Origin of the sequence: Burkholderia sp. Bp9016, assembly GCF_003857765.1 — a bacterium.
Lineage (GTDB): Bacteria > Pseudomonadota > Gammaproteobacteria > Burkholderiales > Burkholderiaceae > Burkholderia.
The window spans coordinates 231,093-255,199 of sequence record NZ_QTPY01000005.1 but is presented as its reverse complement, the minus strand read 5'-3'; the positions used below and the strand labels follow the sequence as shown (position 1 = coordinate 255,199).

The 24,107-nt window shown below is 63.4% G+C and carries 22 protein-coding genes; 11 read left to right on the top strand and 11 right to left on the bottom strand.

The window, feature by feature from the left end:
• Window positions 1–460: 460 nt before the first annotated feature.
• The 4 genes from DIE13_RS08985 to DIE13_RS08970 form a co-directional block, all read right to left on the bottom strand.
• Complete coding sequence (locus DIE13_RS08985; protein ID WP_124826804.1) at window positions 461–940, bottom strand: DUF1348 family protein; 480 nt, start codon at window positions 938–940, stop codon at window positions 461–463.
• Window positions 941–994: 54 nt separating this feature from the next.
• Window positions 995–1,609 (bottom strand): TetR/AcrR family transcriptional regulator, encoded by a 615-nt coding sequence (locus DIE13_RS08980; protein ID WP_124826803.1) that lies wholly within the window; start codon window positions 1,607–1,609, stop codon window positions 995–997.
• 690 nt (window positions 1,610–2,299) lie between these two features.
• A complete protein-coding gene (tdh, locus tag DIE13_RS08975) occupies window positions 2,300–3,328 on the bottom strand; it encodes an L-threonine 3-dehydrogenase (RefSeq protein ID WP_124826802.1) in 1,029 nt (342 codons plus the stop codon).
• Window positions 3,329–3,341: 13 nt separating this feature from the next.
• On the bottom strand, window positions 3,342–4,541 hold the full coding sequence (locus DIE13_RS08970) for a glycine C-acetyltransferase (protein WP_124826801.1): 1,200 nt from the start codon (window positions 4,539–4,541) through the stop codon (window positions 3,342–3,344).
• A gap of 161 nt (window positions 4,542–4,702) precedes the next feature.
• Between DIE13_RS08970 and DIE13_RS08965 the strand changes: the two genes are divergently transcribed.
• From DIE13_RS08965 to DIE13_RS08955, 3 genes are all read left to right on the top strand, one after another.
• Window positions 4,703–5,314: a helix-turn-helix domain-containing protein gene (locus tag DIE13_RS08965; protein WP_124826800.1), complete on the top strand. Its 612-nt coding sequence runs from the start codon at window positions 4,703–4,705 to the stop codon at window positions 5,312–5,314.
• Between the two features lie 129 nt (window positions 5,315–5,443).
• On the top strand, window positions 5,444–5,821 hold the full coding sequence (locus tag DIE13_RS08960; protein ID WP_124826799.1) for a DUF2471 family protein: 378 nt from the start codon (window positions 5,444–5,446) through the stop codon (window positions 5,819–5,821).
• A gap of 106 nt (window positions 5,822–5,927) precedes the next feature.
• On the top strand, window positions 5,928–6,941 hold the full coding sequence (locus DIE13_RS08955; RefSeq protein WP_124826798.1) for a tyrosine-type recombinase/integrase: 1,014 nt from the start codon (window positions 5,928–5,930) through the stop codon (window positions 6,939–6,941).
• A gap of 139 nt (window positions 6,942–7,080) precedes the next feature.
• Here the strand turns inward: DIE13_RS08955 and DIE13_RS08950 are convergent, their stop codons facing one another.
• Window positions 7,081–8,262 (bottom strand): DNA-binding protein, encoded by a 1,182-nt coding sequence (locus tag DIE13_RS08950; RefSeq protein ID WP_124826821.1) that lies wholly within the window; start codon window positions 8,260–8,262, stop codon window positions 7,081–7,083.
• A gap of 1,821 nt (window positions 8,263–10,083) precedes the next feature.
• On the opposite strand from DIE13_RS08950, the gene DIE13_RS08945 reads away from it, so the two are divergent.
• Window positions 10,084–11,448 (top strand): replication initiation protein, encoded by a 1,365-nt coding sequence (locus DIE13_RS08945; protein ID WP_124826797.1) that lies wholly within the window; start codon window positions 10,084–10,086, stop codon window positions 11,446–11,448.
• Between the two features lie 89 nt (window positions 11,449–11,537).
• On the opposite strand, the gene DIE13_RS08940 is transcribed toward DIE13_RS08945, so the two are convergent.
• Both DIE13_RS08940 and parA read right to left on the bottom strand, forming a co-directional pair.
• Window positions 11,538–12,599, bottom strand: a complete 1,062-nt coding sequence (locus tag DIE13_RS08940; RefSeq protein ID WP_124826796.1) for a ParB/RepB/Spo0J family partition protein — start codon at window positions 12,597–12,599, stop codon at window positions 11,538–11,540.
• A 23-nt stretch (window positions 12,600–12,622) separates the two neighbouring features.
• Complete coding sequence (gene parA, locus DIE13_RS08935) at window positions 12,623–13,285, bottom strand: ParA family partition ATPase (protein WP_124826795.1); 663 nt, start codon at window positions 13,283–13,285, stop codon at window positions 12,623–12,625.
• A gap of 1,034 nt (window positions 13,286–14,319) precedes the next feature.
• Here parA and arsC point away from each other — a divergent pair.
• Complete coding sequence (gene arsC / locus DIE13_RS08930) at window positions 14,320–14,676, top strand: arsenate reductase (glutaredoxin) (protein WP_124826794.1); 357 nt, start codon at window positions 14,320–14,322, stop codon at window positions 14,674–14,676.
• Between the two features lie 480 nt (window positions 14,677–15,156).
• Here arsC and DIE13_RS08925 read toward each other — a convergent pair whose 3' ends face one another.
• A complete protein-coding gene (locus tag DIE13_RS08925) occupies window positions 15,157–15,363 on the bottom strand; it encodes a zf-HC2 domain-containing protein (RefSeq protein WP_124826793.1) in 207 nt (68 codons plus the stop codon).
• Window positions 15,344–15,940, bottom strand: coding sequence for an RNA polymerase factor sigma-70 (locus DIE13_RS08920; protein ID WP_124826792.1), 597 nt, complete (start codon window positions 15,938–15,940; stop codon window positions 15,344–15,346). The genes DIE13_RS08925 and DIE13_RS08920 overlap by 20 nt, the downstream gene beginning before the upstream one ends.
• A gap of 367 nt (window positions 15,941–16,307) precedes the next feature.
• Here DIE13_RS08920 and DIE13_RS08915 point away from each other — a divergent pair, with 367 nt between their 5' ends.
• Entirely contained in the window at window positions 16,308–16,862 is a 555-nt protein-coding gene (locus DIE13_RS08915; RefSeq protein WP_124826791.1) for an NADPH-dependent FMN reductase, read from the top strand.
• A 46-nt stretch (window positions 16,863–16,908) separates the two neighbouring features.
• On the opposite strand, the gene DIE13_RS08910 is transcribed toward DIE13_RS08915, so the two are convergent.
• The gene (locus DIE13_RS08910; protein ID WP_124826790.1) at window positions 16,909–19,152 is read right to left on the bottom strand and encodes a hybrid sensor histidine kinase/response regulator; all 2,244 of its coding nucleotides are present in this window, start codon (window positions 19,150–19,152) and stop codon (window positions 16,909–16,911) included.
• Between the two features lie 455 nt (window positions 19,153–19,607).
• Between DIE13_RS08910 and DIE13_RS08900 the strand changes: the two genes are divergently transcribed.
• From DIE13_RS08900 to DIE13_RS08890, 3 genes are read left to right on the top strand one after another with little or no spacing between them, the layout of a single operon-like run.
• Complete coding sequence (locus DIE13_RS08900) at window positions 19,608–19,976, top strand: response regulator (RefSeq protein WP_096508804.1); 369 nt, start codon at window positions 19,608–19,610, stop codon at window positions 19,974–19,976.
• On the top strand, window positions 19,969–20,595 hold the full coding sequence (locus DIE13_RS08895; RefSeq protein WP_124826788.1) for a chemotaxis protein CheC: 627 nt from the start codon (window positions 19,969–19,971) through the stop codon (window positions 20,593–20,595). The genes DIE13_RS08900 and DIE13_RS08895 overlap by 8 nt, the downstream gene beginning before the upstream one ends.
• Window positions 20,592–21,533, top strand: a complete 942-nt coding sequence (locus DIE13_RS08890) for a GGDEF domain-containing protein (protein ID WP_124826787.1) — start codon at window positions 20,592–20,594, stop codon at window positions 21,531–21,533. The genes DIE13_RS08895 and DIE13_RS08890 overlap by 4 nt, the downstream gene beginning before the upstream one ends.
• 43 nt (window positions 21,534–21,576) lie before the next feature.
• Here DIE13_RS08890 and DIE13_RS08885 read toward each other — a convergent pair whose 3' ends face one another.
• Window positions 21,577–22,461, bottom strand: coding sequence for an alpha/beta fold hydrolase (locus DIE13_RS08885; RefSeq protein WP_124826786.1), 885 nt, complete (start codon window positions 22,459–22,461; stop codon window positions 21,577–21,579).
• A 205-nt stretch (window positions 22,462–22,666) separates the two neighbouring features.
• Here DIE13_RS08885 and DIE13_RS08880 point away from each other — a divergent pair, with 205 nt between their 5' ends.
• Both DIE13_RS08880 and hpnD read left to right on the top strand, forming a co-directional pair.
• The gene (locus DIE13_RS08880) at window positions 22,667–22,999 is read left to right on the top strand and encodes a hypothetical protein (protein ID WP_124826785.1); all 333 of its coding nucleotides are present in this window, start codon (window positions 22,667–22,669) and stop codon (window positions 22,997–22,999) included.
• Between the two features lie 259 nt (window positions 23,000–23,258).
• Window positions 23,259–24,107 carry a presqualene diphosphate synthase HpnD gene (gene hpnD, locus DIE13_RS08875; RefSeq protein WP_124826784.1) on the top strand — a complete coding sequence of 283 codons (849 nt, stop codon included), beginning with the start codon at window positions 23,259–23,261 and terminating at the stop codon, window positions 24,105–24,107.

The following is a 24,107-nucleotide window of genomic DNA, read 5'->3' as shown; positions in this document are numbered from 1 at the left end:
CAGCTAGATGGGCGTCGACGCATGTCGTGTTCAGCTGTGAGCGACACGACATGCCGCGCGCACCTGTTCCGATTCCGACGGGTGTGTCGGTGCATGCGTATCGATGTCGAACGGCGAGCAATGCGATCCGACGACACGCACGGTTGTGCGTCGGTGCATCGGTGCGATGGGTATCGCGTTGAAGTCGAGCGATGAGTTGCATCGAGTGTGGATACCCACCGTATCGAACCTCACCGCATGTCTTGCGAATGCGCGTGCGTTCGATATTTCTGTCAGCGCAATCGCACGGCCTCACGCGAAGATCGATCGGTGAGGCGCCGCGCGTAAAACACCACACCGCAGGCACAGAAAGCGCACTCTCCCGAAAACGCTCACCTCAACGCGCTGCCCCCGTATTTCCTCACCTTTGAACACAGGCATCGCGCTCGACGTGCGATCGGGTGCGACACCATCGTGTTTGTCACAGCCCGAGATCGGACAGGCCGGGATGATCGTCCGGACGACGACCGAGCGGCCAGTGGTACAAACGGTCCGCTTCACGGATCGGCAAATCGTTGATGCTCGCGTGGCGATGCGCCATCAGGCCGTTTTCGTCGAACTCCCAGTTTTCGTTTCCGTATGAACGGAACCAGTTGCCGGCATCGTCATGCCATTCGTACGCGAACCGCACCGCGATGCGATTGCCGCCGAACGCCCACAGCTCCTTGATCAGCCGATAATCGAGCTCGCGCGTCCATTTCCGCTGCAGCAGGCCGACGATCTCGTTGCGGCCCGTCACGAACTCCGCGCGATTGCGCCACCGGCTTTGCAGCGTATAGGCAAGCGACACGCGCTGCGGATCGCGCGTGTTCCACGCATCCTCCGCGGCGCGTACTTTCTGGCGCGCCGTGTCGAGCGTGAAGGGCGGAACGGGCGGACGAACTTCCGGGGAAGCGGACATGGGATGCTCCTGTTCAAGGTGCTGGCCGCGCACGAGCGCGGCCGTCGGGACGGACTACTTCGATGATCGGAAAACCGTGTCGAGCAGCAGGTCGGCGGTTGCGCGCGCGTCGCGCGCGGCATTGGCATCGCCGCTGACGAGCGCCACACCGATCGCGCCGTCGATCAGTACCAGCCATTGACGTGCGAGGCGGGCGAGCCCGCGATGCTCGATCCCGGCTTCGTCGGCATACGCGTCAAACCGCTCGCGCACGAACGCCAGCAAGCGCTCCTTGTGCATGCGTGCGACGACCCGCACCGGGTCGTCGGCGTCGGCAATCTCGCCGGACGCATTCAGAAACGCGCAGCCGTGAAAATCGGGTTGCGAAAACCAGTCGCGCAATACGTCGAACATGCCGAGTAGTTGCGCGCGCGCAGACTTGCCGCGCGCCAGCGTCGCGTCGACAAACCAGCGCATCCAGCGCGCGTCGCGACGTTCGAGAGCGGCGACGACCAACGCCTCTTTCGATTCGAAATGCGAATAAAAGCTCTTTCGCGCCGCGCCGGACCGCTTCACGATCGCATCGACGCCCGTGGCATGGATCCCGCCCGAGTAGATCAGCGCCTCGGCCGCATCGAGCAGCCGGTCGCGAACGGCCGGTTCTCCGGAGAGTTCATCGAGTGTGTTCATGTGTTTACGGTAGAACGATCGTTCTCCTTCGTCAACGTCCGTGTGAAAGGCCCTGTCGGCGAGAGGGCTGAACGTCGCATGCTTCCGGTGACGAGCGACGTCTTCCTGGCGGTATTCAGGACATGTCGGGATGTGTGGATGTCTGCAACCCGAACCGCGATGGTTGAACGGTGAGTGGATCGAATAGCAGACGGCGCACCGATCGATGCAGCGGGAGAGGTTGAATGGTGAGTTCGCCTCTGGTTGCTCACCTCACGCCCGAGGTTGTCATGGGAACACGACTAAAACCTCGGCACGCTGGTCAGCTGGTTGTCCAGCCAGGGGCAACCGCTCAGGCATGCATGTGAACGCGGCAGACAAAAAACGGAAGGGTAAGAAGAAAGACACGCACCGAACGGCGTGACAGAAGGGTAACCCTGACAGGTGAGGGGCATGTGTGACGGCATGTCACCGAAGCGGTCTGAGGAATCGAGGCGCTCGTCCTCGCATCGCAGCCGGGAAACTGCGTATAGCCGTTGAATTCGGCATCCACGTGTGCGGCAAAAGCGCGATCGAGCCACCGTTCGGCACGCAACCACAGCTCCCGAATACTCTCACCTTACGCGTTCGTCGAAGCCGACCGGCCTCGACGAACGCTCAAGCACACACCAGCGGGGCGGCCGAAAAACACGCCGACGGCCTCGCCGGCACTCAGACGGTCCAGTCGAGAATCACCTTGCCGCTTTCGCCGGACAGCATTGCGGCGAAGCCTTGCTCGTAATCGTCGACCGCGAAGCGGTGTGTGATGATCGGCGACAAATCGAGACCGCTTTGCAGCATCGCGACCATCTTGTACCAGGTCTCGAACATCTCGCGACCATAGATGCCCTTGATCTCGAGCCCCTTGAAGATCACCTGGTTCCAGTCGATTGCCGTCTGCGCGGGCGGGATGCCGAGCAGCGCGACCTTGCCGCCATGATTCATCGCCTCGAGCATGCTCGTGAACGCGCTCGGCACGCCCGACATTTCGAGACCGACGTCGAAGCCTTCCGTCATCCGCAGGTCGGCCATCACGTCGCGCAGCGACTCGCGTGCGACGTTGACCGCGCGTGTCGCACCCATCTTGCGCGCGAGTTCGAGGCGGTAGTCGTTGATGTCGGTGATCACGACGTTGCGCGCACCGACGTGTTTCGCGATCGCAACCGCCATGACGCCGATCGGGCCCGCGCCGGTGATCAGCACGTCCTCGCCGACGAGGTTGAACGACAGCGCCGTATGCGTCGCGTTACCGAACGGATCGAAGATCGACGCGAGATCGTCGGAGATCTCCGGCGGAATCTTGAACGCGTTGAACGCGGGAATCGCCAGATACTCGGCGAATGCGCCCTCGCGGTTCACGCCGACGCCGACGGTGTTGCGGCACAGATGCCGGCGACCCGCGCGACAGTTGCGACAGAAACCGCACGTGATGTGACCTTCGCCGGACACGCGATCGCCGATCGCGAAGCCGCGCACTTCCTGCCCCATCTCGACGATCTCGCCGACGTATTCGTGTCCGACGTGCATCGGCACGGGAATCGTCTTCTGGGCCCAGTCGTCCCACTTCCAGATATGGATGTCGGTGCCGCAGATCGCCGTACGGCGAATCTTGATCAGCACGTCGTTGTGTCCGACTTCGGGACGCTTCACGCGCGTGAGCGTGAGGCCCGGGCCGCGTTCGAGCTTTGCCAGTGCTTTCATGATCGCGCCTCCGTCAGACGATACCGAGCGACTTGCCGACGCGCACGAACGCGGCGACCGTCTGATCGATCTGTGCGGGCGTATGCGCGGCACTCATCTGCGTGCGGATGCGCGCACGACCGCGCGGCACGACCGGGAACGAGAAGCCGATCACGTAGACGCCTTCGGCGAGCAACCGGTCAGCCATGTTCGTCGCGAGTTGCGCGTCGCCGAGCATCACCGGGATGATCGGGTGCGCACCCGGCACGAGCGTGAAGCCCGCGGCCGTCATCTGTTCGCGGAAACGCACGCCGTTCTCGCGCACGCGCTCGCGCAGCCTCGCGCCTTCGTCGCTGCCGAGCAGTTCCAGCACCTTCAGCGACGCCGCGGCAATGCTTGGCGTCAGCGTGTTCGAGAACAGGTACGGGCGCGAACGCTGACGCAGCAGTTCGACGATCTCGCGGCGGGCCGCGACATAGCCACCCGATGCGCCGCCAAGCGCCTTGCCGAGCGTGCCGGTGATGATGTCGACTCGGCCGTCGACGCCGCAATGCTCGGGCGTGCCGCGGCCATGCGCGCCGATGAAGCCGACCGCGTGCGAATCGTCGACCATCACGAGCGCGCCATAGCGATCCGCGAGGTCGCAGATGCCTTTCAGGTCGGCGATGATGCCGTCCATCGAGAACACGCCGTCGGTCGCGATCAGCTTGTGGCGCGCGCCCGCGGCGTCGGCTTCCTTGAGCTTCGCCTCGAGGTCGGACAGGTCGTTGTTCTTGTAGCGAAACCGCTTCGCCTTGCACAGACGGATGCCGTCGATGATGCTCGCGTGATTCAGCTCGTCGCTGATCACCGCGTCGTTCTCGTCGAGCAATGTTTCGAACAGGCCGCCGTTCGCATCGAAACAGCTCGAATAGAGGATGCTGTCTTCGGTGCCGAGAAACGAGGCCAGCGCGCTTTCGAGCTGCTTGTGCACGGTTTGCGTGCCGCAGATGAAGCGCACCGACGCCATGCCGAAGCCGTCCTGATCGAGACCGGCCTGCGCCGCGGCGATCAGGCGCGGATCGTTCGCCAGACCCAGATAGTTGTTCGCGCAGAAATTCAGCACGCCGGCACCGCCGGCGAGCCGCACGGCCGCGGCCTGGGGACTCGCGATCTCGCGCTCGGTCTTGTAAAAACCGTCCGCGCGGATCTGGTCGAGCGTCCCACGCACCTGGGCGAGAAAGGCATCACGCATCGCAAAGCTCCTGACAGGGTTTCGCAATCCGTCGCGCGCCACTCGTGGCGGCAGCGCAACGGCCTGCTACTGTTATAGTCGGTCGTTCGGTTGACCGCATTTATCCGATATTCCGAACTAGAATTCGAAATATCGAACAACTTTAAGCGAACGGAAATCAAATGGCAAGTTCCTCCGCGCCGCGCCGCACACGTGCCGACGCCGCACCGCAGCAGCCGGGCGTGACGCCGCCGCGCGTCGGCGAGCAGATCCAGCGTCTGCGCAACGAGCGCAAGCTCACCCTCGACGACCTGTCGCGCGCAGCCGGCGTATCGAAATCGATGCTCTCCGAGATCGAGCGCGACAAGGCCAACCCGACGATTGCGGTCGCGTGGCGGCTCACGAACGCGCTCGGCATCACGCTCGACGAACTGTTCTCGCAACCGAAAGCGCCCGAGACGATCCGTGTGGATGGCCCGCACGACATTCCGACGCTCGCCGGCCACGACGGCCGCTACCAGTTGCGCGTGTGGGGCCCGATCGATCTGGCCGGCAAGTTCGAGTGGTACGAGCTGACGCTGCCGGGCGGCGGCGCGCTCGTATCGAACGCGCACGAACCCGGCACGCGCGAACACCTGACCGTGCTGCAGGGCGCGATGGAAATCGAAGCCTCGGACTCAAGCCGGCGCCTGAAAACGGGCGACACCGCCCGCTATCCGGCCGACACGCCGCACGCCATCCGCAACCCCGGCAAGGCCGAGGCACGCGCACTCCTGATCGTGATTCATCGCTGACGATGCGTATAGCTGGCCGACAGGCCAGTTGCGGAAAACACTGTATGTTTGTACAGTATACGGACATTCCGCCATGCATGGCCGGGGTTGGCGCACCGAGGCGCCTGCTTCGGTCGACAGGAGCCTGCGATGACAGAAGAACAAGATTTGGCCGCGCTCAGCTTCAAGGCTGCCGCGCACGACCTCGAACTGATCGTCCACCATATTGCCGGGCGCTATATCCGGCAGCGCGTCCCGCTGTCGTGGCGTCTGCTGCACGCCATCGAAGCCGAGGCGCTGGCCGATCTCGGCTTTGCCAGCCGACATGACGCCGGCATGCGCCAGTTGTTCGAACGCCCGTCGGACATGACCTTTCCCGAAACGGACGATCCAATCGACTTCGGCCGATCGAACGCACTCCCCGCCGTCTTCTCGTTCGCGGTGCTCGCCTATGAAGCAGCGGCAGCGTCGCAGAACGCGTCGCTGCGCGAGCGTGCTCATCGGCCGTCGAAGGCTTGGGGCGACTGACACCAAGGCCGGGCCGCCCGGCGTGGCGGCCTGCTCCAGCATCCTGCTTACTGCCCGCGACGTTGCGGAAAGGGCTACCATACACGCAACTAACGGAATAAATAACATGCCTCTTCCCACGTCCCCCGACGTTCCCGTACGGCCTGAAGAAAAAGACCTGTTCGACCGCGGTGCGTCCGACTGGATCCTCTCGCCCGAAACCGCGTTCGACGCATGGCTTGCCATGCAGGACTACCGACGCTCGTCGGCCGATGTCTATCGCGCACAATGGGGCGCGTTTCTCACCTGGCTGCGTGCTCATCAGAAAAACCTCGCCACAGTCGATACCGCGTCGATCGCTCACTTCGTCGGTGAGCTCCCGATCCGGAAAACGCAACGCATGCGCTATTTGAGGTTGATCGAGCGCGTGCTCGACCACATCCGGCGTACCGAATTCGCATCGACCAACCCAGCCCGCTTCATTGCTCAGGATGGCGAAGCGACGTGGCGAAAGGCTCGCGACAACGAGCCGACCGGTTTCCTGACACCGACCGAGCGCGCGAAGTTGCTGGCTTACCTGTTTTCGCCGATCGGCGTGTCCGGTTCCGCGTACTGGAAGGAGCGGCGCGATCGCGCGCTCGTTGCCGCATTTCTGGGCGCTGGCGTAAAAACAGGCGAAGCACGCGCGCTTACGATTAGTTGCATCAATACGAGCGGCACGTCGCTGCAGATCCAGTCGACGCATCCTGATTTCGCGCGCGAAACCCATCTCGCGTCATTCGCGATCGCGCTGCTCGAAGCATGGCTCGTGGAACGCAAGCGTCAGGAAATTCCGGGCGAACTCGTGTTCCCCGCGTCGCATGCCGGGCGGCCGATGCACAAGGCGACGATGCTGCGCGCGATCGATGCGATCGTCGAATCCGCCGGGCTCACGTCGTCGCGCACCGCACGCGCGAGTCCGCAAACGCTGCGCAACACCTACGCGGCCGAACTGTTCGAACATGACGTACCGCCCGAGCGGGTCGGCAAATGGCTCGGGTTCATGCGGCCGATCTCGTCGAACCGCCTGCATCGCGCATGGAAAAACTGGCGCGACGATCTCGCCAATGGTGATGCGTCCGACCAGGACGAAACTCACTGATTCGGAACCGGCTGCTCACGTGGCATGATCCGTGAGCAGCCTTGTGCGGCACAGCCTCACTGTTTCACAGCTCCCGAAAAACCTCACCTCAAGCTTCCCGGACAATCTCACCTGTGAAGCCGCACCGGCAACCGCCGGCTCAGCTGCGGGCGAAACGCACGACAGCCTCGAATCGGGAAGGCCATGCTCCCGACGCATGTTCGCACTCGGGACACGACACTTCGAAGCCGTCGTCGCCATGTGACAGCTCCGGCTCTCCATTGCAATGCGGGCACTGGTTCGGGACCGGAATCTCCTGATCCAACGACGTCCCGATCGCGGAAAACGCGTCTGCGTCCAGTTGGCCGGCTTCGGCCAGCCGCCGAATCAGCGCCGAAATCCCCGGACTCATCCCGCGGCTCGCGCGCAGCGTGTTCACATCGCGCGTCGCACGCTCCAGTTCGTCGCTCTGGGTGCGTAACTGCTCTTCAAGCCGGTCCGCGCGTGCCTTGGTCGAACTCAGTTGCTGAAGGAAATCGAATTCCTTGCGCTGCACGTCGCGCAGGCCGCTCTGGTAGGTCGATGCCATGCTGCGCAACGAATCGAGTTCGACCAGCATCGGTTTGACGCGGCGTTCGGCTTCGGCCACCGCGTCCTTGATCTGCTGCGCATAGTGTTCAGTGCGCTGCTGCAATTCTGCCTGCAGCGTATCGATGCGGTCGCGTAGCGCTGCGTTCTGCGTCTGTTCGGCGTCGACGCGGCCGGCCATTGCGGCCAGTTCCTTTTCCAGTCGGGCGACTGTGGTGAGCAGCGTCGCTTCGTTTGCCGAACCGTGAGTCGATTGCGACGCGAGCTGGACTTCGAGTTCGGTCACGCGCGTCTGCAACTGGTCGTTGCGGGCTTCGCTACGAGCCAGTGCCTCTTCGAGCGTTTCCTGGCGAACCGTGGCGTCGCGCAGACGTTGCTCCGCGTCCGTCACATCCGCGCGAATCCGTTCCCGGTCGACGTCGAGGCTTTCTCGTGCGGCTTTCAACGCTTCTTCATAGAGTGCACTGAGCAACGCGCCCGCCTTTTCCTCCACAGCTTTTGGAATCGCCGCGCCGTCGAGCCTGACTTTGGACGCGGAGCGAATGCGTTCCCAGAAGTGATCGATGTCCTTCGGAATGTCGCTGGCGCTGCCCGTCTGGGTCAGATCCCGGACATTGGCAGCTGATGGCCGAATGCCGAGATCGAAGAACAGGCGCTTGCACGCATGCAGCGACAATTCCTGGCGCCGGGCGCCGCTTGCGCGCAGCGATTCGAGTTCTTCCCGGATGGCGTGGCGGATTTCATCCAGCGTCATGGTGTGGCTCACAGACATTGAGATGTTGTGATCATAACGAAATACGTATTTTTTGATACCTTCTTTCGTTGATCGTCGCGAATTTACGTCGCTTCGCACAGAAATCGGGTCTGTGAGCCGATTCAGGCGAGCCATGCTTCAAATTCCGTGAAACAAAGCGAAGAAGGTCCGTCAAGTCATTGTATTACAAGCGTTTTCCTGCATGCCCTCAAAAAGGGCATTTGTTTCACATGACAACCGATATCGCAGCCTGTGGGGTTCAGGGGTTGGTGTGTCTGTGGAAAACTCGAGGACGCATGTCTTGAGAGTATTAGAAGTAAACACCCTTGAACCCTTAGTTAAAAACGTTAACGCCACGGCACAGCCTTATGTAGCAAGGCTTTCCGGGCGACAAGGTGAAGTTTTACGGGAATCAAGGTGATCTTTTGCGGGAGCAGAAGTGATGGGGTTCGGGGAACTGCGTGAGCCGATGCAGGAAAGGTCGTGAGCGGATTCGGGATCACAGTGAAACACGCGTTTTTCCAAAGGTGAGGCTTTTCGGGGCCACACAGCCACAGAACCCGTGCTGTGCCTGCGCGCACAGATTTCTGCCTGTGCAGACATAGGTGAGATTTTGCGGGACCTTCTTCCCGCCCCGATTCTGCCCATCTTTTAGGCGTTTTTCCCGAAAGGTGAGGTTTCACGGGACTCGCAACGGATTTGCTGTGAGGATTTCCGGGAACCGGCCGCTACTTTGCACAGTAAAGGCACCCTGTGGGGCCTGTGAAGCCTAAAAGGTGAGGCTTTTCGGGAGGGAAATCCGGGTTTTCCTGCCTGGATCCCGCTGAGGTGAGGGTTTTCAGGAGATAAATCACAGCCAGCGATCATGCTCACTGGTGAGAATTTTCGGGAGTACCGTTTGCCCGAAAATTGGTCAAAGGTGAGGCTTTTCAGGACCCGTGACCCGAGGAATTCGCTGAAAAGCCCGCCAGGACTGGCCGAAATCCGATTTTTTCTGTGCCACTTTTTGGCACAGGTGAGGTTTTTCAGGAGTCGACACACAGCTGTCGCACTCGCTTCGATGCGGGAAAGGTGAGGTTTTTCGGGGGGAGATCGCTGGACGCCGCGGAGTGCCAGTTGCGCCTAAGTATCGGACGCCATTGAGATTTTTGATACCGAGACGGTTACGGTGAGACTTTTCGGGAGCGGCTTTTGCGTCCGTTGTAGCACCGTTTTTTTCAATAAGGTGAGGCTTTTCGGGAGATCTTCGTGGTCAATCCCGCGTGTGTCGGGGATTCGTCGGCGTGCGGGTCACAGAATGACGGGTTGATCAGGTGAGGATTTTCGGGACCGAACGTGTTCTGTGCGCTGTACAATGCGCGCCCGGGCCTGTGAAGCAGGTCCGCTCCACGCTTCGGAGCCGCTTTTCGGGCCGTGTTTCCGGATGACGAACGAGATCGAGATCGGCCGGTCAGCCGCGCCTGTACATGCATACAGGCTTGCGCCGGGCTGTCGAAGCGATGTCATGACACGCAATGGCGGCGCTGTGACCGGCGCACAGCGGAGCAGTCGTAAAATTACGACAAATCGAAAGGTGAGGTGATACGGGAGCCGGTTCCGCACGTGTCGTGCACAGGCAAAAATCTGTGAACCAGCGCATCCCGCGACACGTCTGGAAGAGTCCGGAACGCCCTGATTTCGGACCGGTGAGCGTTTTCGGGAGGCGGTTGGGGTGAGTGCCGCTTTGCGCGCGGGCTTCACCGGCTATGGTGAGTATGTCGTTCTGGACGCACATCACCACAGGCGCTATCCTTCCGGGAAACTTCTCCTCCGACCCGACGCATGGCCACGAAGCGCGCCAAGAAAACCGATGTGGATGTGGTGAGTGCCAGTTCAGCCGAATTGCGTAAGGCCGTCGAGGCGATCGCAATTCAGCCGAAGAGCGGCAAGATCACGCTCCTGACCCGCAAGCTGTTCAACGTCCTGCTCGCCGTCGCGCAGCAGGCCGACGACTCGGGCGATACCTATCGCGCGCTGCTGTCGGACATCGTCGCAAACTCCGCCTTCGATTCGAACGACACCGCCCTGGTGAAGGAACACCTGCGCCGCATGGTGTCGGTCCAGGTCGAATGGAGCACGGGCACGTCGAGCCAGAAGCCCGGCCGCAAGTGGGGCATCTCGACGCTGATCGCCGATGCCGAAATTCTTGAGGATCCGGCCACCCGCCGCGTGTGGGTCGAATTTTCGTTCGCACCGAAGATCAAGAAGAAGCTGCTCGACCCGGTCCAGTACGCACGCCTGAGCCTGCAGTTCCAGAGCCAGTTGCGCAGCAGCGCCGGTCTGGCGCTGTACGAAATCTGCGTGCGCTATCTGACGAACCCGAGCCATCTGACGATGCGCGAGCCGTGGGAATGGTGGCGTCCGATTCTGTCGGGCACGCCGGACACGGAAGCCGGCGACGAGGCGAAGCGCGAGTACAAGTACTTCAAGCGCGACTATCTGCGTCCGGCGATCGCCGAGGTCAACGCTGTTACCAACATCTTCGTCGAGCTGATCGAGCATCGTGAAGGGCGGCGGGTCGCGGAGATCCAGTTCCGCGTGACCGAGCGCAAGCAGCCGATGCTCGCGCTCGACGAGCATCCGAACGTGTTCGACAGCACGCTGGTCGACCGGATGGTGAAGCTCGGGATTCCGCTCAAGGAAGCTCAGACGCTCTATGCGGACAGCGAGGAAAACCGGATTCGCGCGGCGCTGCAGATGACCGAGCAGCGGATGCGCAGCACGACGCTGCCGCCGGTGCGCAGTGCGCCGGCACTGTTCAAGGATGCGCTGAAGAAGGGTTATGCGCCGCCGGTCGAGTCCGTCGACGCGCTGCCGGCCGGCACGCCGTCGGCGAAGGCCGTCGCGGCGCAGCCGGACGATTTGAAGGCGCGTCTGCTGAGCGAATTCGCGGCGTTCCGTCGCAAGGAAGCGAAGGTGCTGTACGAGGAGCAGGGTGACGCCGAGCGCGAAGTGGCGCGCGAGTCGTTCGAGTCGGAGGTGTTGCCGACGATGGGTTCGCACCTGCGCGACGACTGGCGCAAGCGCGGCCTCGAGTCCAAGCTGGCCGAGACGGCGTTTTTCGACTGGCTGGCCCAGAAGACCTGGGGCGAGCCGACCGACGGCGACCTGCTGTCGTTCACCCTGAATCAATCGCGGGTCGCCTGAGGCCCGCTCAGGCCCTCTGACGGGCCGCCGCCGGCTGCCCGCCTTACCGGCGGGCCCGGCGTATCGCCAGGCCCCGCCGGCCGCTACCATCACTCCGACAACAGCATCCGCTCGAGCTGCTCGAGGATCGCGTCGCGCTTTTCCTTCGGAAGCCCGCGCAGGCGCAGTTCGATGCGGTCTTCTCCATACGATTTCAGGTCGCCGACCGACTTGCCGCCGAGCTTGATCTCCAGACGTTGCGCATAGCGCTGCCGTCCCGCCGGCTTCGGCGTCTCTTGTGCCGCAACACGCCCCTTGACGATGTCCGATACCTGACGCGTGCTGAGGTCGTCCGACACGATCTTGTTGATCAGTCGCAGCGTGGCCTCAGTGCCGCGCGCATTGTGATAGCGGCCGACCTGATACGCCATGTTCGAACCGAAGCGATCGGGACGCGCGACCATCTCCTGCATGACGGCTTCTGGCAGCTTGCCGATCGACAGCGCAACGGCGACCGTCGACTCGTCGAGGCCAAGATGTTCGGACAGCTCCTTCTGACTCTGGAAGTGCTTGTCGTCGAGGAAGCGGCGCCACACGACGGCGTTGTCGAACACCGTCTGCGAATCGCGTTGCACGTTCAGGTCGTAACCGAGCTTATAGCTCTGGATACCGATCGGCACGTCGATCACGATCGCCTTCACCGACTCCTTGTTCGCTTCCTTCAGTGCGCGCACGCGGCGACCGCCATCGCTGACGAAATACGTGCCCGGATTGTCGTAGTCCGGAATCACGTGAATCGCCTGCTGTTGCCCCTGCTTCGCGAGGTTGACCGCGAGTTCGGCGATCGACGATTTCAGATAGAAGTGCCGCGGGTTGAACGGGCTATGCTTGATCGTCTTCAGCGGCAGCTCGATCACCTGGCCGGGGGCATAGCGGTTCTCGAGACGCCACGCGCGATATTGCGCCGACTCGTCGGTCAGCGGATCGAGCAGGACTTCCGTAACGGGCGGCGGTGCGATGTCCTTCTTCGCCGACTTCGTCGGGGCCGGTGTGGCCGTCTCGGACTTGACGATGCCATCGATGGCATTCAGCCGATCAAGCGCCGTGCGCTTCTCGCTCGTCGTGATATCCGGGCGCGCTTGGAATCCTTTTGCAAATTGGGAGGGTTTCATGTGACTCCTTTATGCGCATAAAGTCAGGGCAGCATGGCGACGATTTCGTCGGCACATGCGCGGATTTCCGCAGCGGCCAGCTTGGCGCCGCGATCGTTCATCTGCAGCACGGTCTGACCGAGCGCCATCGCCTGCTTGTACGCTTCCCGGGTTGGGATTTGCGTCTTCAACAACGGGAAGCCGAGTTCCTCGAGCGCGCGCTTGAGCTCGCGCGTCAGCATCCGCTTCTCTTCGGTCTTGTTCAGCAGGAAGACGGCACGCAGGTCTTCGTTCATCACTTGCGCCTGCTGGATCAGCTTGACCAGCCCGACGCTAGACCAGTAATCGGCCGGCGACGACGAAGTCGGGATAACGGCAATCGATGCGGCCAGCAGTACGACGCCGGACACCTTCTCGGTGATCGACGGCGGGCAATCGACGACGATGATGTCGTAGTCGTTGATGAACTTCTTGATCTCGCGATGGATCTGGCCGCCGGCTTCGGCGAGGTTGACGACCGGGAAAGGAATGCCAGAGTCGCTATCGCCAGACGCGCTCGACCAGTGAACCAGTGTGTTTTGACCGTCAGCGTCGATGACGAGGACGCGCTTCCCTTTCTCATGGAATGCCGCGCCGAGGTGCATGGCAATCGTGCTTTTGCCGACGCCACCTTTTTGTTGAGTGACTGCAATGATTTCTGCGGCCAATTTTCACTCCTGTTTTTGGTCGTTGGAATTCTACAGGACGATATTTATATTTCAATGAAATTGTCGTTCACCAACTATACGTTGGCCATTCGGGCTATCGGTTTATGCGCATAAACGAGGCGACGAATACCGGGTGGTGAGGTGTCGTAGTTATACGGCCATGAACGGTCGATGCGTGGCTGGATAGAGGACCGGCAGACGGGGTGGTTTCACGTTGGAGAAGCTAGTTGCGCGCTGCGATGTGACGGCACCTGCCCTTTCGCGTGCTCTGGATGTCTGCTGTCCTGGAGCGAGTTTGTGCGCATAAACTTCGGTGGGTGCGGCGGATATTCGCCGGAGGGATCCGCCGTTCGACTATGAGCTTCGACGCGTGCGCCTGCTCCGCGCAGACTGCCGAAATGCTCGGGATGCTCGGGATGCTCGGGATGGCGCGGCTGCTGCGTGCCAGTCCCCTCAGCGTTTATGCGCATAAACCCGTCGAAGACGGCGACCGCAACAGTCGCATGCTGGCGACGATGCATGGGGTCGATGTGCGCTGTTCGGGATGCTATCGAGCCCTGCCCCGCGGCTTGGTGCGGGACTCGAGCCCAGGTCACGCGAAGAGAGAGCCGCTAGACCTGCCCGGATGCATGCAGCTTTATGCGCATAAACCCGGCTAGACAGGGCGTGCTCGGCCATCGTCATGGTTGACACGATCCTGGCGAGTGGCTGTATCGGCGTGGTGTCGCTGCTGGCCCCCTGCGTGATGGCGTTCGCGCGTGGCGAGGCCGTCCTTTTTTTCCGCTATCGGGACGTCAGAGCACGGAGCCAATGTTAGCCACGCCCTTTCGCCTGCTGCGCGCGTCTTGACGCTCGACAGCACAACACACTTTATGCGCATAAACGATTAAAGCGTGCTTCGCGCGCTCGCGTCCCGGTGACATGCTCCTCGATCCCGCCGAATCCTGCGCCCCTCTCAACCTCGTCTCAGCCCCACCGAAACGCCTGCAATCAGACTGGCTACAATACGGGCCTCTACCATCCAGGCCTGAACGATGATCACGATCTATCACAACCCCCGTTGCTCGAAGTCCCGCGAGACGCTCGCGCTCGTCGATACGCTGAACACAACTGGCACGCCGGTGAATGTAGTCGAGTATCTGAAGGCGCCGCCGACCGTCGAGGAGCTTGAAGCACTGCATCGTCAGCTGGGCTGTCCGGTGCGCGACATGCTTCGCGATGGCGAGGAGCCGTACAAGACGCTGGATCTGGCTCGCGCGGATCTCACCGATGCCCAGGCCTATGAAGCGATTGCTGCTCATCCAATTCTGCTGCAGCGACCGATCGTCGTGTATCGAGGCAAAGCTGCCATTGGGCGGCCGCCTGAATCGGTGCGCGCACTGTTCGAATAATTGTTCTTCGGCGTATTTTTCCGATCGCATCAGCCCGGCGTACGAGCACCGGGTTGATCGATGGAGATCACTCTCCGCGATGCATCGCCCGTCAGCAACACCAGCAATGCTTAAAAAGCGCACCGGATCAGCCAGCCAAAATCACGCACCGCTGACACCTCGCCATACCGCCCTTCCAGCAGCCCGGAAACCGCAACCGCCAACAACACACCGCGACAACGGCCAAGTGCACCGGATTGCCCGGGAACATCCGCAGACCACCGCTCCCCCACCGCTCACATCACGCAGCGCACATCACGCAGCGCACATCACGCAGCGCACATCACGCAGCGCACATCACGCAGCGCACATCACCGCAGCGCACATCACCGCACGCTGCGAAAACCAGCCGCAGCGTAAAGCAGTAATCACCCCACCAACATCACCATCGTCATCGAGCACCCCACACCGCCCGGCCGGAACGACATCCGCGCCGCACCTCTAACCGTCCCCCATCGCGTCCACCCCATCCCGCCCCGCAGCCGCCTGCGCGGCAACCCTCAGTATCCCGATCTGTCCGCGATAAGCCCGGCATCCGCTACAAGCCGGCAAATGCACGTGCACCTGCATCCGCTCGTGCAGTGTCAAACGCCGATCGAGCGCATCCGACAGCAGTCGCGTCACGTCGCTACATTTCCCCGGCAGCATCTTCGGTCGCCAGTCCTTTTTCGCTGAGGCAGGTGCGCAGGCGCGTGCGCGCCCGATACAGCAGCACGCTGCAATGATTGGTCGTCAACGTCAATTCGCTGCAGATGTCCGCGATCGCGACATCGAGGAATTCGCGCATCATGAACACACGTCCGATTTGCTCGGGAAGATGGTCGAGACAGACCTGAAACAGCGTCCAGAACTGCTGTTGTTGCAACAGCGTCTCGGGGCGCGGCCACGGTCGCGGTTTCGTATGCGCGGCCCAGTGTCCGTTTTCCTTGAACAACTCGCGATCGAGCACAGCTTCGCCATCGAGTTCCGCGTCGAGCGCGGACAGGCTCACCATCCGCTGCCGTGTGCGCAGGACGTCGATCAGCTTGTTGCGCAGGATGCCGAACACCCAGGTCTTGTGCGCGGACCGTCCTGCAAATTCCCCGGCGTGCGACCACGCAGCGGTCAGCGCTTCCTGTACGGCGTCTTCGGCTGCGTCGGTGTCGCGGAGCTGGAGTCGCGCGAAGCGCAGCAGGTCATGCCGCAGTTGGGTCAGATAAGCAGGATCGTCGTACGCGGACGGCATGGCGGGTCGGAAACCTCACGAAGCGATCGCGAGTGCGCCACAGGGCGAGCGCGTCGATGTGCGAACAGCTTACAGGGCGTCACGTCGACCCGCAACGCATGTTCCGTCGCGAATTCACGAACGCGGCCGGTGCGCTGCGCTATGCTTGCCGGAACCCTGCATCGCGCGCCGCGAAATCGCGACGCGGGCGATTTGTAACATCAGATCATAACGGCGAAGTTATCCACAATTTCTGTGGAAAACCTTGTGGAAAGTCGGCCGGGTGGCCCCGTGGGACGGCTCGCGGGCTGGCTTGCCTATAAACAGACCTTTGTCGCCTATCCAGAATCAATCGATTCGATTCCTCACTCACCGGAAGGAGAAAGCCATGTCCTATCGTGTTGCGGTTGTCGTCGGCAGTCTGCGTCGCGGTTCCTGGAACCGCGCGCTTGCGCATGCGGTGGTTTCGCTCGCCCCCGCCGACTTCTCGTTCGAATTCGTCGAGATCGGCGAACTGCCGCTGTACAGCCAGGACTACGACGCCGACTATCCGGAAGTCGCGAAGCGCTTCAAGCAGTCGATCGAAGCCGCGGATGCGCTGCTGTTCGTCACACCCGAGTACAACCGGTCGATTCCGGGCGTGCTGAAGAATGCGCTGGACTGGGGCTCGCGTCCGTGGGGCCACAACTCATGGTCGGGCAAGCCGGGTGCGGTGCTCGGCACGTCGCCCGGCGCGGTCGGTACGGCGCTCGCGCAGCAGCACCTGCGCAACGTGCTCGCGTATCTCGACGTGAAGACGCTCGGCCAGCCCGAGATGTTCATCAAGCACGATCCGGCACGCATCGACGATCAAGGCCAGATCGTCAGCGAGGACACCCGCAAGTTCCTGCAGGGCTTCGTCGATCGCTACGTCGACTGGGTCCGCGTGCTGAAGGCGGCCTGATCGCCGTCACCTTCGCGCCGCCGGTGCCCGACTCGCGTGCTGCGGTTCAGGCGCCGGCATGCCGCGCATCGCGTGCTTCGCGAATCTCGAGCAGGATCTCGTCGAGCAGCGCGATGTCGAACGGCTTCGACAGCACGCGCACGTTGACGGTACGCGTGCGGTCGAGTTCTTCCGCATAACCCGTGACCAGAATCACGGGCAGTTTCCCCGGCCGCTTGTCGATGGCTTCGGCGAGGTCGATACCGTTCAGGCTGCCCGGCATGTGGATATCCGAGATCACCAGATCGAACGCATCGTTCGCGGCCGCGCCTTCGATCAGGCGCAACGCGTCGTCGGCGGTGGGCGCATAGGTCACGCGGTGCCCGAGCAGCGTGAGCAGTGCCTCGGTGCCGGCCGCGACTTCGCTGTTGTCTTCCACGAGCAGCACGTGCAGTCCGGCGATCGCGCTCGTATCGTGCGCGGCAGGCTGCGGCCGCGCGACGATGTCCTCGACGCGCGCGCGCGGCAGGTACAGTCGTACCGACGTCCCGGCACCGACCGCGCTGTCGATCGTCGCAAGACCGCCCGAGCGCTCGCAGAACGCAAACACCTGCGGCAACCCGAGCCCCGTTCCCATCCCGTGCGCCTTCGTCGTGAACAGCGGCTCGAACGCGCGCGCGAGCACGTCGGGCGCCATGCCCGAACCCGTATCGTCGAGCGAGATCTGCACGAAATCGCCGGTCAGCGGAAAGCCGTCCTCGCGACGCAGCGTCACGTTGCGCGCACCGACCGTGAAGCGGCCGCCGGCCGACATCGCGTCGCGCGCATTGACCGCGAGATTGATCACCGCGAGCTCGAGCTCCGCGACATCGATACGGATCGGCCACACGCCGGGCTCGATCGCGACGACCAGCGACGACTTCGAACCGAGCGACGTCTTCAGCAGTTCGCGGCACGTGCCGACCCATTGGCCGACGTCGATCGTCTCGTTGTGCAGCGGCTGCTTGCGTGCGACGCCGAGGAGCTGGCGCGTGAGCGACTGGCCGTTCTTCAGCGCGCGTTCGATCGCGCCGAGTTCCTTGTCGAGATGCTGGACTCCGCGCCGCCGCACGATCTGCACGTTGCTCGAAATGATCATCAACAGGTTGTTGAAGTCGTGCGCGACGCTGCCGACCAGGTTGCCGAGCGCCTGCATCTTGCGCGACTGCCGGTATGCCGATTCGATCGAGCGCCGCATCGACGCCTCCGCCTGCCAGCGCTCCCACGCCTGCTCTTCCGCCTTCAGCCGCTTCAGCGACAGCCAGATCACCGACCACAGCGCGATCGACGGCGCGAACATCGAGATGAACAGCACGCTCAGGTGTTCGTACCATTCGCGCCAGATTGCCGAGGTCCGGTATGCACAGGTCACGTACACGGGATAGCTGCCGACCTGGCGGTACGCGACGATCTCGCTGCCAGCCCCTTCATGGCGCACGCGCACCACACCCGCCCGCGGGTCGTTGCGCGGGTTGCCGAAGGTGGCGAGGCGATCGGTATGCGCGAGCGCCGGCGGCGGCGGGTACGACGCGATCACCGCGCCGTCGGAACGCGCCAGCGCCATCGTCATCGGCGTGCTCGCGCCGCCGAGCAGGTCGCGGTAGAACGCGTTGAAATACGACGATTTCAGCGCGATCGACACCATTCCGGCGAACGAACCGTCGCTGTGGCGTCGCGCGACGCCGGTGTTGAACACCGGGATGTTCTCGAGCTTGAGCGGCCCCATCATCAGCCGCGAGATATGTTCGATCACCTTGCCGTCGCGGATGCCGGCGAAATCGTCGCGGTTCGCGATCGACGCATACGGCGCCGGATAGTAGAGGCTGTTCGCGAGCAGCATCCCGCTCGCGCCGAAGATCGATACGGCCGCCACCTGCGGATAGCCGCCGCCGATCGTGTTCAGCGCGTCGTGAATGTCGGACTCGTCGTGACGCACGGTGGCGTCGTCCATGTCCTGCACGAGGTCGACGATGCGCGCGTCGAGGCTTTCGGTCAGGTCGAACACCTTGAGCGCGTGTTCCTCGGCGACGCGCACGGTGCGCATCGTCACGTCGCTCGCCGCGGCTTCGCGCGCCTTCAGGTCGTTGTACGCCATGACCGACACGTAGATGCACGGCAGCACGATCGCCGCGACGAGCAGCACGATCAGCGTGACGCGCCGGACTGCGAAATCGTGCTCGGGTGCGCCGGACGCATAGTTGCCGTCGTCCTGCCAGTCGTCGGCGGGTGGGGAGGCGGGTATGCGGGAGTCGGCAGGCCGTTCGGACGTCATCGAAGGAAGCGGGTGAAGCGAAGGTTGCATGCAATCATAAACGAGTTGCGCGCGACCGCCGCGGCGCCGCTCGCGTGCGCGACCTGACGATTCCGACAGGGGCCAAATGAAAGATTGAAAACGCGACAAATCCGGCAGCGCAAACGTACACAAGGAAAAATTTTGCGTGCTTATCTTTAAAACAGGCGTGGCTGTTTTCGGAATGTCGGGCAATCGGATCGATTTTGTTCGAAATGGTGAAAATGGCGAGTTGCACCGCCTCCGGTTTACTCAGAGAATCGCGCGTTGCTTTCCCTATGACAGATATATGCGCCCGCCGGTGTTTGCCGCGCGGTGCGTCGCGTGTTCGTGCGCGGCCGCACGGCGGTTGCCCGCGCTTGATTGCATCGCGGCTCAAGAAGTGGGCCGTGCGGCCGTTAACGCGAGAGAGACCATTCCGTATACCGCTTCACGCCATGCCTTTGCCGATTGTGATTGCCGACGATTCCTTGCTCGCTCGCAAACTTCTGACAAAGGCGCTGCCGGGAGACTGGGACGTCGACGTCGCGTATGCGGCGAATGGTCGCGAGGCGCTGGCGCTCTATCGTGACGGCAAAGCTTCCGTGATGTTTCTGGACCTGACGATGCCCGACATGACCGGCTATCAGGTCCTGGAGACACTGCGCCACGAAGATCTGAACACGTTCGTGATCGTGGTATCCGCCGATATCCAGCCGCAGGCGCAAGTCCGCGTGCGCGAGCTGGGCGCGATCGCATTCGTTGCCAAGCCCGTGACGTCGGAGGCATTGCTGCCCATTCTCAAGGAGTATGGGTTGTATGCCTGAATTGGTGTTCACGGCGGAGCAACGCGACGCGTTGCAGGAAATCGCCAACCTCGCGATGGGCCGCGCCGCCGCGCGGCTCGCGCTGCTGCTCGGGCATTTCATCGAGCTGTCGGTACCGCGCGTGCGCGTCGTGAAGGCCGCCGATGCGGGCGCCGCGCTGCGCGAGATGACCGGCATTCACGAGAACGTGACGGCCGTGCGCCAGGGATTTCGTTCCGACATCAAGGGCGAGGCGATCGTGCTGTGCCGAAGCGCGGGCGTCGCGCGGCTGATGTCGCTGATGGATCGCACGTTCGGCGACGGCGTATACGCCGGCATGGCGACCCAGGACGAACTCGTGTTCGACGTCGCCAACGTGCTGATGAGCGCGTGCGTCGCGTCGATTCTCGACGAGCTCGGCCGCAAGCCCGTGTTCTTCCCGCCGGGGCTGCTCGGCGCGAACGTGTCGTTCGACGACGTGTTCCAGCCGAACGCGCTCGCATGGAGTGTCGCGCTGCTGCTCGAAGTGAATTTCGGGCTCGAGGATCGCGCGTTTCGCGCACATTTCGTAATGCTGATGGCCGAGGATTCGATCCGGCTGATGGGCGACGCGCTCGACGCGTTGCTGTCCGCGCTATGACCGCCACCGCTGCTGCGTCGCTGAGCGACCTCGTGATCGAGCGGGTGGGCTTCGGCCTGTTCGTACTCGATCGTTCGATGACCGTGCTGATGTGGAACCGCTTCATGCAGGACCACAGCGGCATCGCGGCTGACGACGTGATCGGCCGCAACCTGTTCGACTGCTTCCCCGACCTGCCGCGCGCATGGCTCGAACACAAGCTCGAGAGCGTGTTCCAGCTCGGCAGTTTCGCGTTCAGCTCGTGGGAGCAGCGGCCCTACCTGTTTCGCTTCGAGCACGACCGGCCGATCACGGGCGGCGTCGACTACATGCAGCAGGACTGCACGTTCATGCCGCTCACGCGCGGCCGCGAAGTCGAAGCCGTGTGCGTGACGATCTCGGACGTCACCCACGTGAGCGTGATGCAGCGCGAGCGCGAAGAGGCGGTCGCGAAGCTGCGCGAACACGCGAATCGCGACGGCCTTACCGGCATCGCGAACCGGCGTTTCTTCGAGGCACGGCTCGGCGACGAGTTCGCACGCTGGCAGCGCTACGGCGGCGACCTGTCGGTGCTGCTGTTCGATCTCGACCACTTCAAGACGATCAACGACCGGTTCGGGCATGCGGTCGGCGATGCGGTGTTGCGCGAGACGGCGCGCCGCGTCGCGTCGATCGTGCGCGCGCAGGATACGTTCGGCCGCTTCGGCGGCGAGGAATTCGCGCTGCTGCTGCCGTGTACCAATCTCGACGAGGCGATGCGGGTGGCCGACAAGGTGCGCGATGTGATCGGCAGCACGCCGGTCGACGCGGAAGGCATCAGCGTGCCGGTGACTGCGAGCGTTGGCGCCGCTTACGCGACAACGGGCGCGCCCGCGAGCGACGCGCTCGTCAACGAGGCCGACACCGCGCTCTATCGCGCGAAGCGTCTCGGGCGCGACCGGTCGATCGCCTACGCGTGAGCGTCGTGCCGCCGCTTCGCGCGGGCGGCGGCGGTCGCGGTGCTCAGCTCTTCGCGATATCCGCCAGCACGCCGGCCAGCACCGCCGGCTGCGACACGAACGGCGAATGGCTGCTGTCGAGCTGGTGCACGTGCGTCGGGTTGCCGGGCGCGAACGCGTCGGCTTCGTCGATGAAGCGCTGCTGCAGCGCGGGCAGGATCACGCGATCCTGCAGGCACTTGATGTAGTGACGGTCGATCGCGCCCCAGCGTGCGGCGGTCGTCGGGATCGCGGTCGCGAACGGCGCGGCGGGCACGTCGCAGGTCATCAGGTTCGCCACCGCGTCGAAGTCGGCCTGCGGCACGTCGTCGTACAGCGCGCGCTTGGCCATCTCGCGATACGCGGCGTCGCCGCTGCGCGGATCGATGCGCAGCGCACCCGCGACGCGCGGGCTCGCGAGCATCAGCGGCCCGAGCATCTCGCCCTTGTTTTCGGGGGCGCGCACGTAGTCGAGGCCCGGCACGCCGGACGCGGGCATGAACGCCGCGAGATAGACGACCTTCGCGATCTTCTCCGGCGCGCGCTCCGCCGCGGCCGTGATCGCAAGGCCGCCCATGCTGTGGCCGACCAGGACGACCTTGCCGTGGCCGAGCGCGTAAGCGTCGTCGACGGCCTGCATCACCTGCGACGCGTAGTCGTCGAGCGTCGTGTTCGCGACCGGCGACGGCTCGGCGCCGAACGCTTCCTTGTCGAGCGGCCGTTCGAGATAGGACGCGGGAAAGCGGGCATTGATGCCGTGCGCCGGCAGGTCGCGCGCGATCGACAGATAGCCGCGCGCGGCCAGTGCGGCCGCGACGTGCGCGTAGCACCAGGCACCGTGCCATGCGCCGTGCACGAGCACGAAAACGGGATGGCCGGACTGCGGGGTGGCGGTTACGTTCGTCTCCATGGTGTCCGTGTTTTTTTGAGAAAGACGTTCATCTTAGACGATGCGGCGCGCGTTCAAGCATCAACGTGGCGCCCGATGCCGCGCGCGTTCGTACCGGCTGTCACGATCGGGCCCCCTTGTCTCGCGCAGGCCACATTTCGTCCAGATCTGATTTGATTTTGCGCAGAAGCGCGTTAATTTGACGCTTTGTTCACGATTGCGCCTCATGAACGTCGACTACCTCTTCTATCGGAAGCCGGACAAGCCCGGCCCCTATTCCCTCGACGACCTGGGCGACATTGCGCCGTCGATCGGCCCGAGCGACGCGGTGCGCGCGGGAATCGCGCGCGTATTCGAGCAGATCGACTGGCAGGAGTCGCCCGACGTGCCGGGCGCATGGTTCGGCACCGGCGGCCCGTCGTTCCAGTTCACGGCGGAATCCGACGGGCACGTGACGAGCTTCATGGGTTCGCGTCTCGAACGCCGCTCGATGCTTCAACTGACCCGGGAAATGGGACTCATCGCGCTCGATCTGCAGCGCGACATCGTCTACGGCTGACGGGTGGCGCGACGCCGTTCGCCGTCGCGGCCGGTCCCGCCGGCCCGGCGCTGCCCCGGGCGGCCCGCCAGGCATGGCGCGTGTCCGCCATCGAACTTCAAAGATTGCTATACTTTCGCCCAATTCCGGCTTCCGGCCGGTAATTTGTGCCTGTCTGCGTCGATCGTTCGCATATCTCGCACGCATTTGACGCCCTGACCAACCCAGCCGGGCATGGCTTCTTCAATCGCCCCGCGTGGGTGTCTCCGTGGAGCTCGTCTTGGCCGTTTCCAATCTCGTCGTGGACGAACAAGAAACCGACGCCGCTGCCGTCACATCGGGCAGTTCTTTCTATTTGGCGATGCGCATCCTGCCGGCCGTGCAGCGCGACGCGATGTTCCAGGTCTACGCGTTCTGCCGCGCGGTCGACGACATCGCCGACAGCGACCTGCCGCGCGCCGAGCGCAACGCGGGCCTCGATCGCTGGCGCGCGGACATCGACGCATGCTTCGCCGGCCGGCCGCCGCGCCATCTGGTGGCGCTCGAGCGCGAGATCCGCGCGTTCGACCTGCGGCGCGACGACTTCCACGCGATGATCGACGGGATGGCGATGGACGCCGCCGAAGACATCTGCGCGCCCGACGAGCCGACCCTCGACCTGTTCTGCGATCGCGTGGCGAGCGCGGCCGGCCGTCTGTCGGTGAGGATTTTCGGGATCCCGGAAGCGGAAGGGATCACGCTGTCGCACCACCTCGGCCGTGCGCTGCAACTGACCAATATCCTGCGCGACATCGACGACGATGCGGCGATCAACCGCTGCTACTTGCCGCGCGAGCTGCTTGCGCGCGAAGGCATCGCGATCACCGATCCGGCGACGATCGTGCGCGATCCGGCGCTGCCGCGCGTGTGCGCGACGCTCGTCGAGCGTGCAATCGAGCATTTCCGCCAGGCCGACGCGGTGATGGACACCTGCACGCGTGCGCAGGTGAAGGCGCCGCGCATCATGTCGGGCGCGTATCGCTGCATTCTCGATGCCGCGATCGCGCGCGGCTTCGCCGCCCCGCGCGCGCCGTTGCGCAAGCCGAAGGCGCGCATGCTGATGATCGCCGCGCGCTACGCGCTGTTCTGA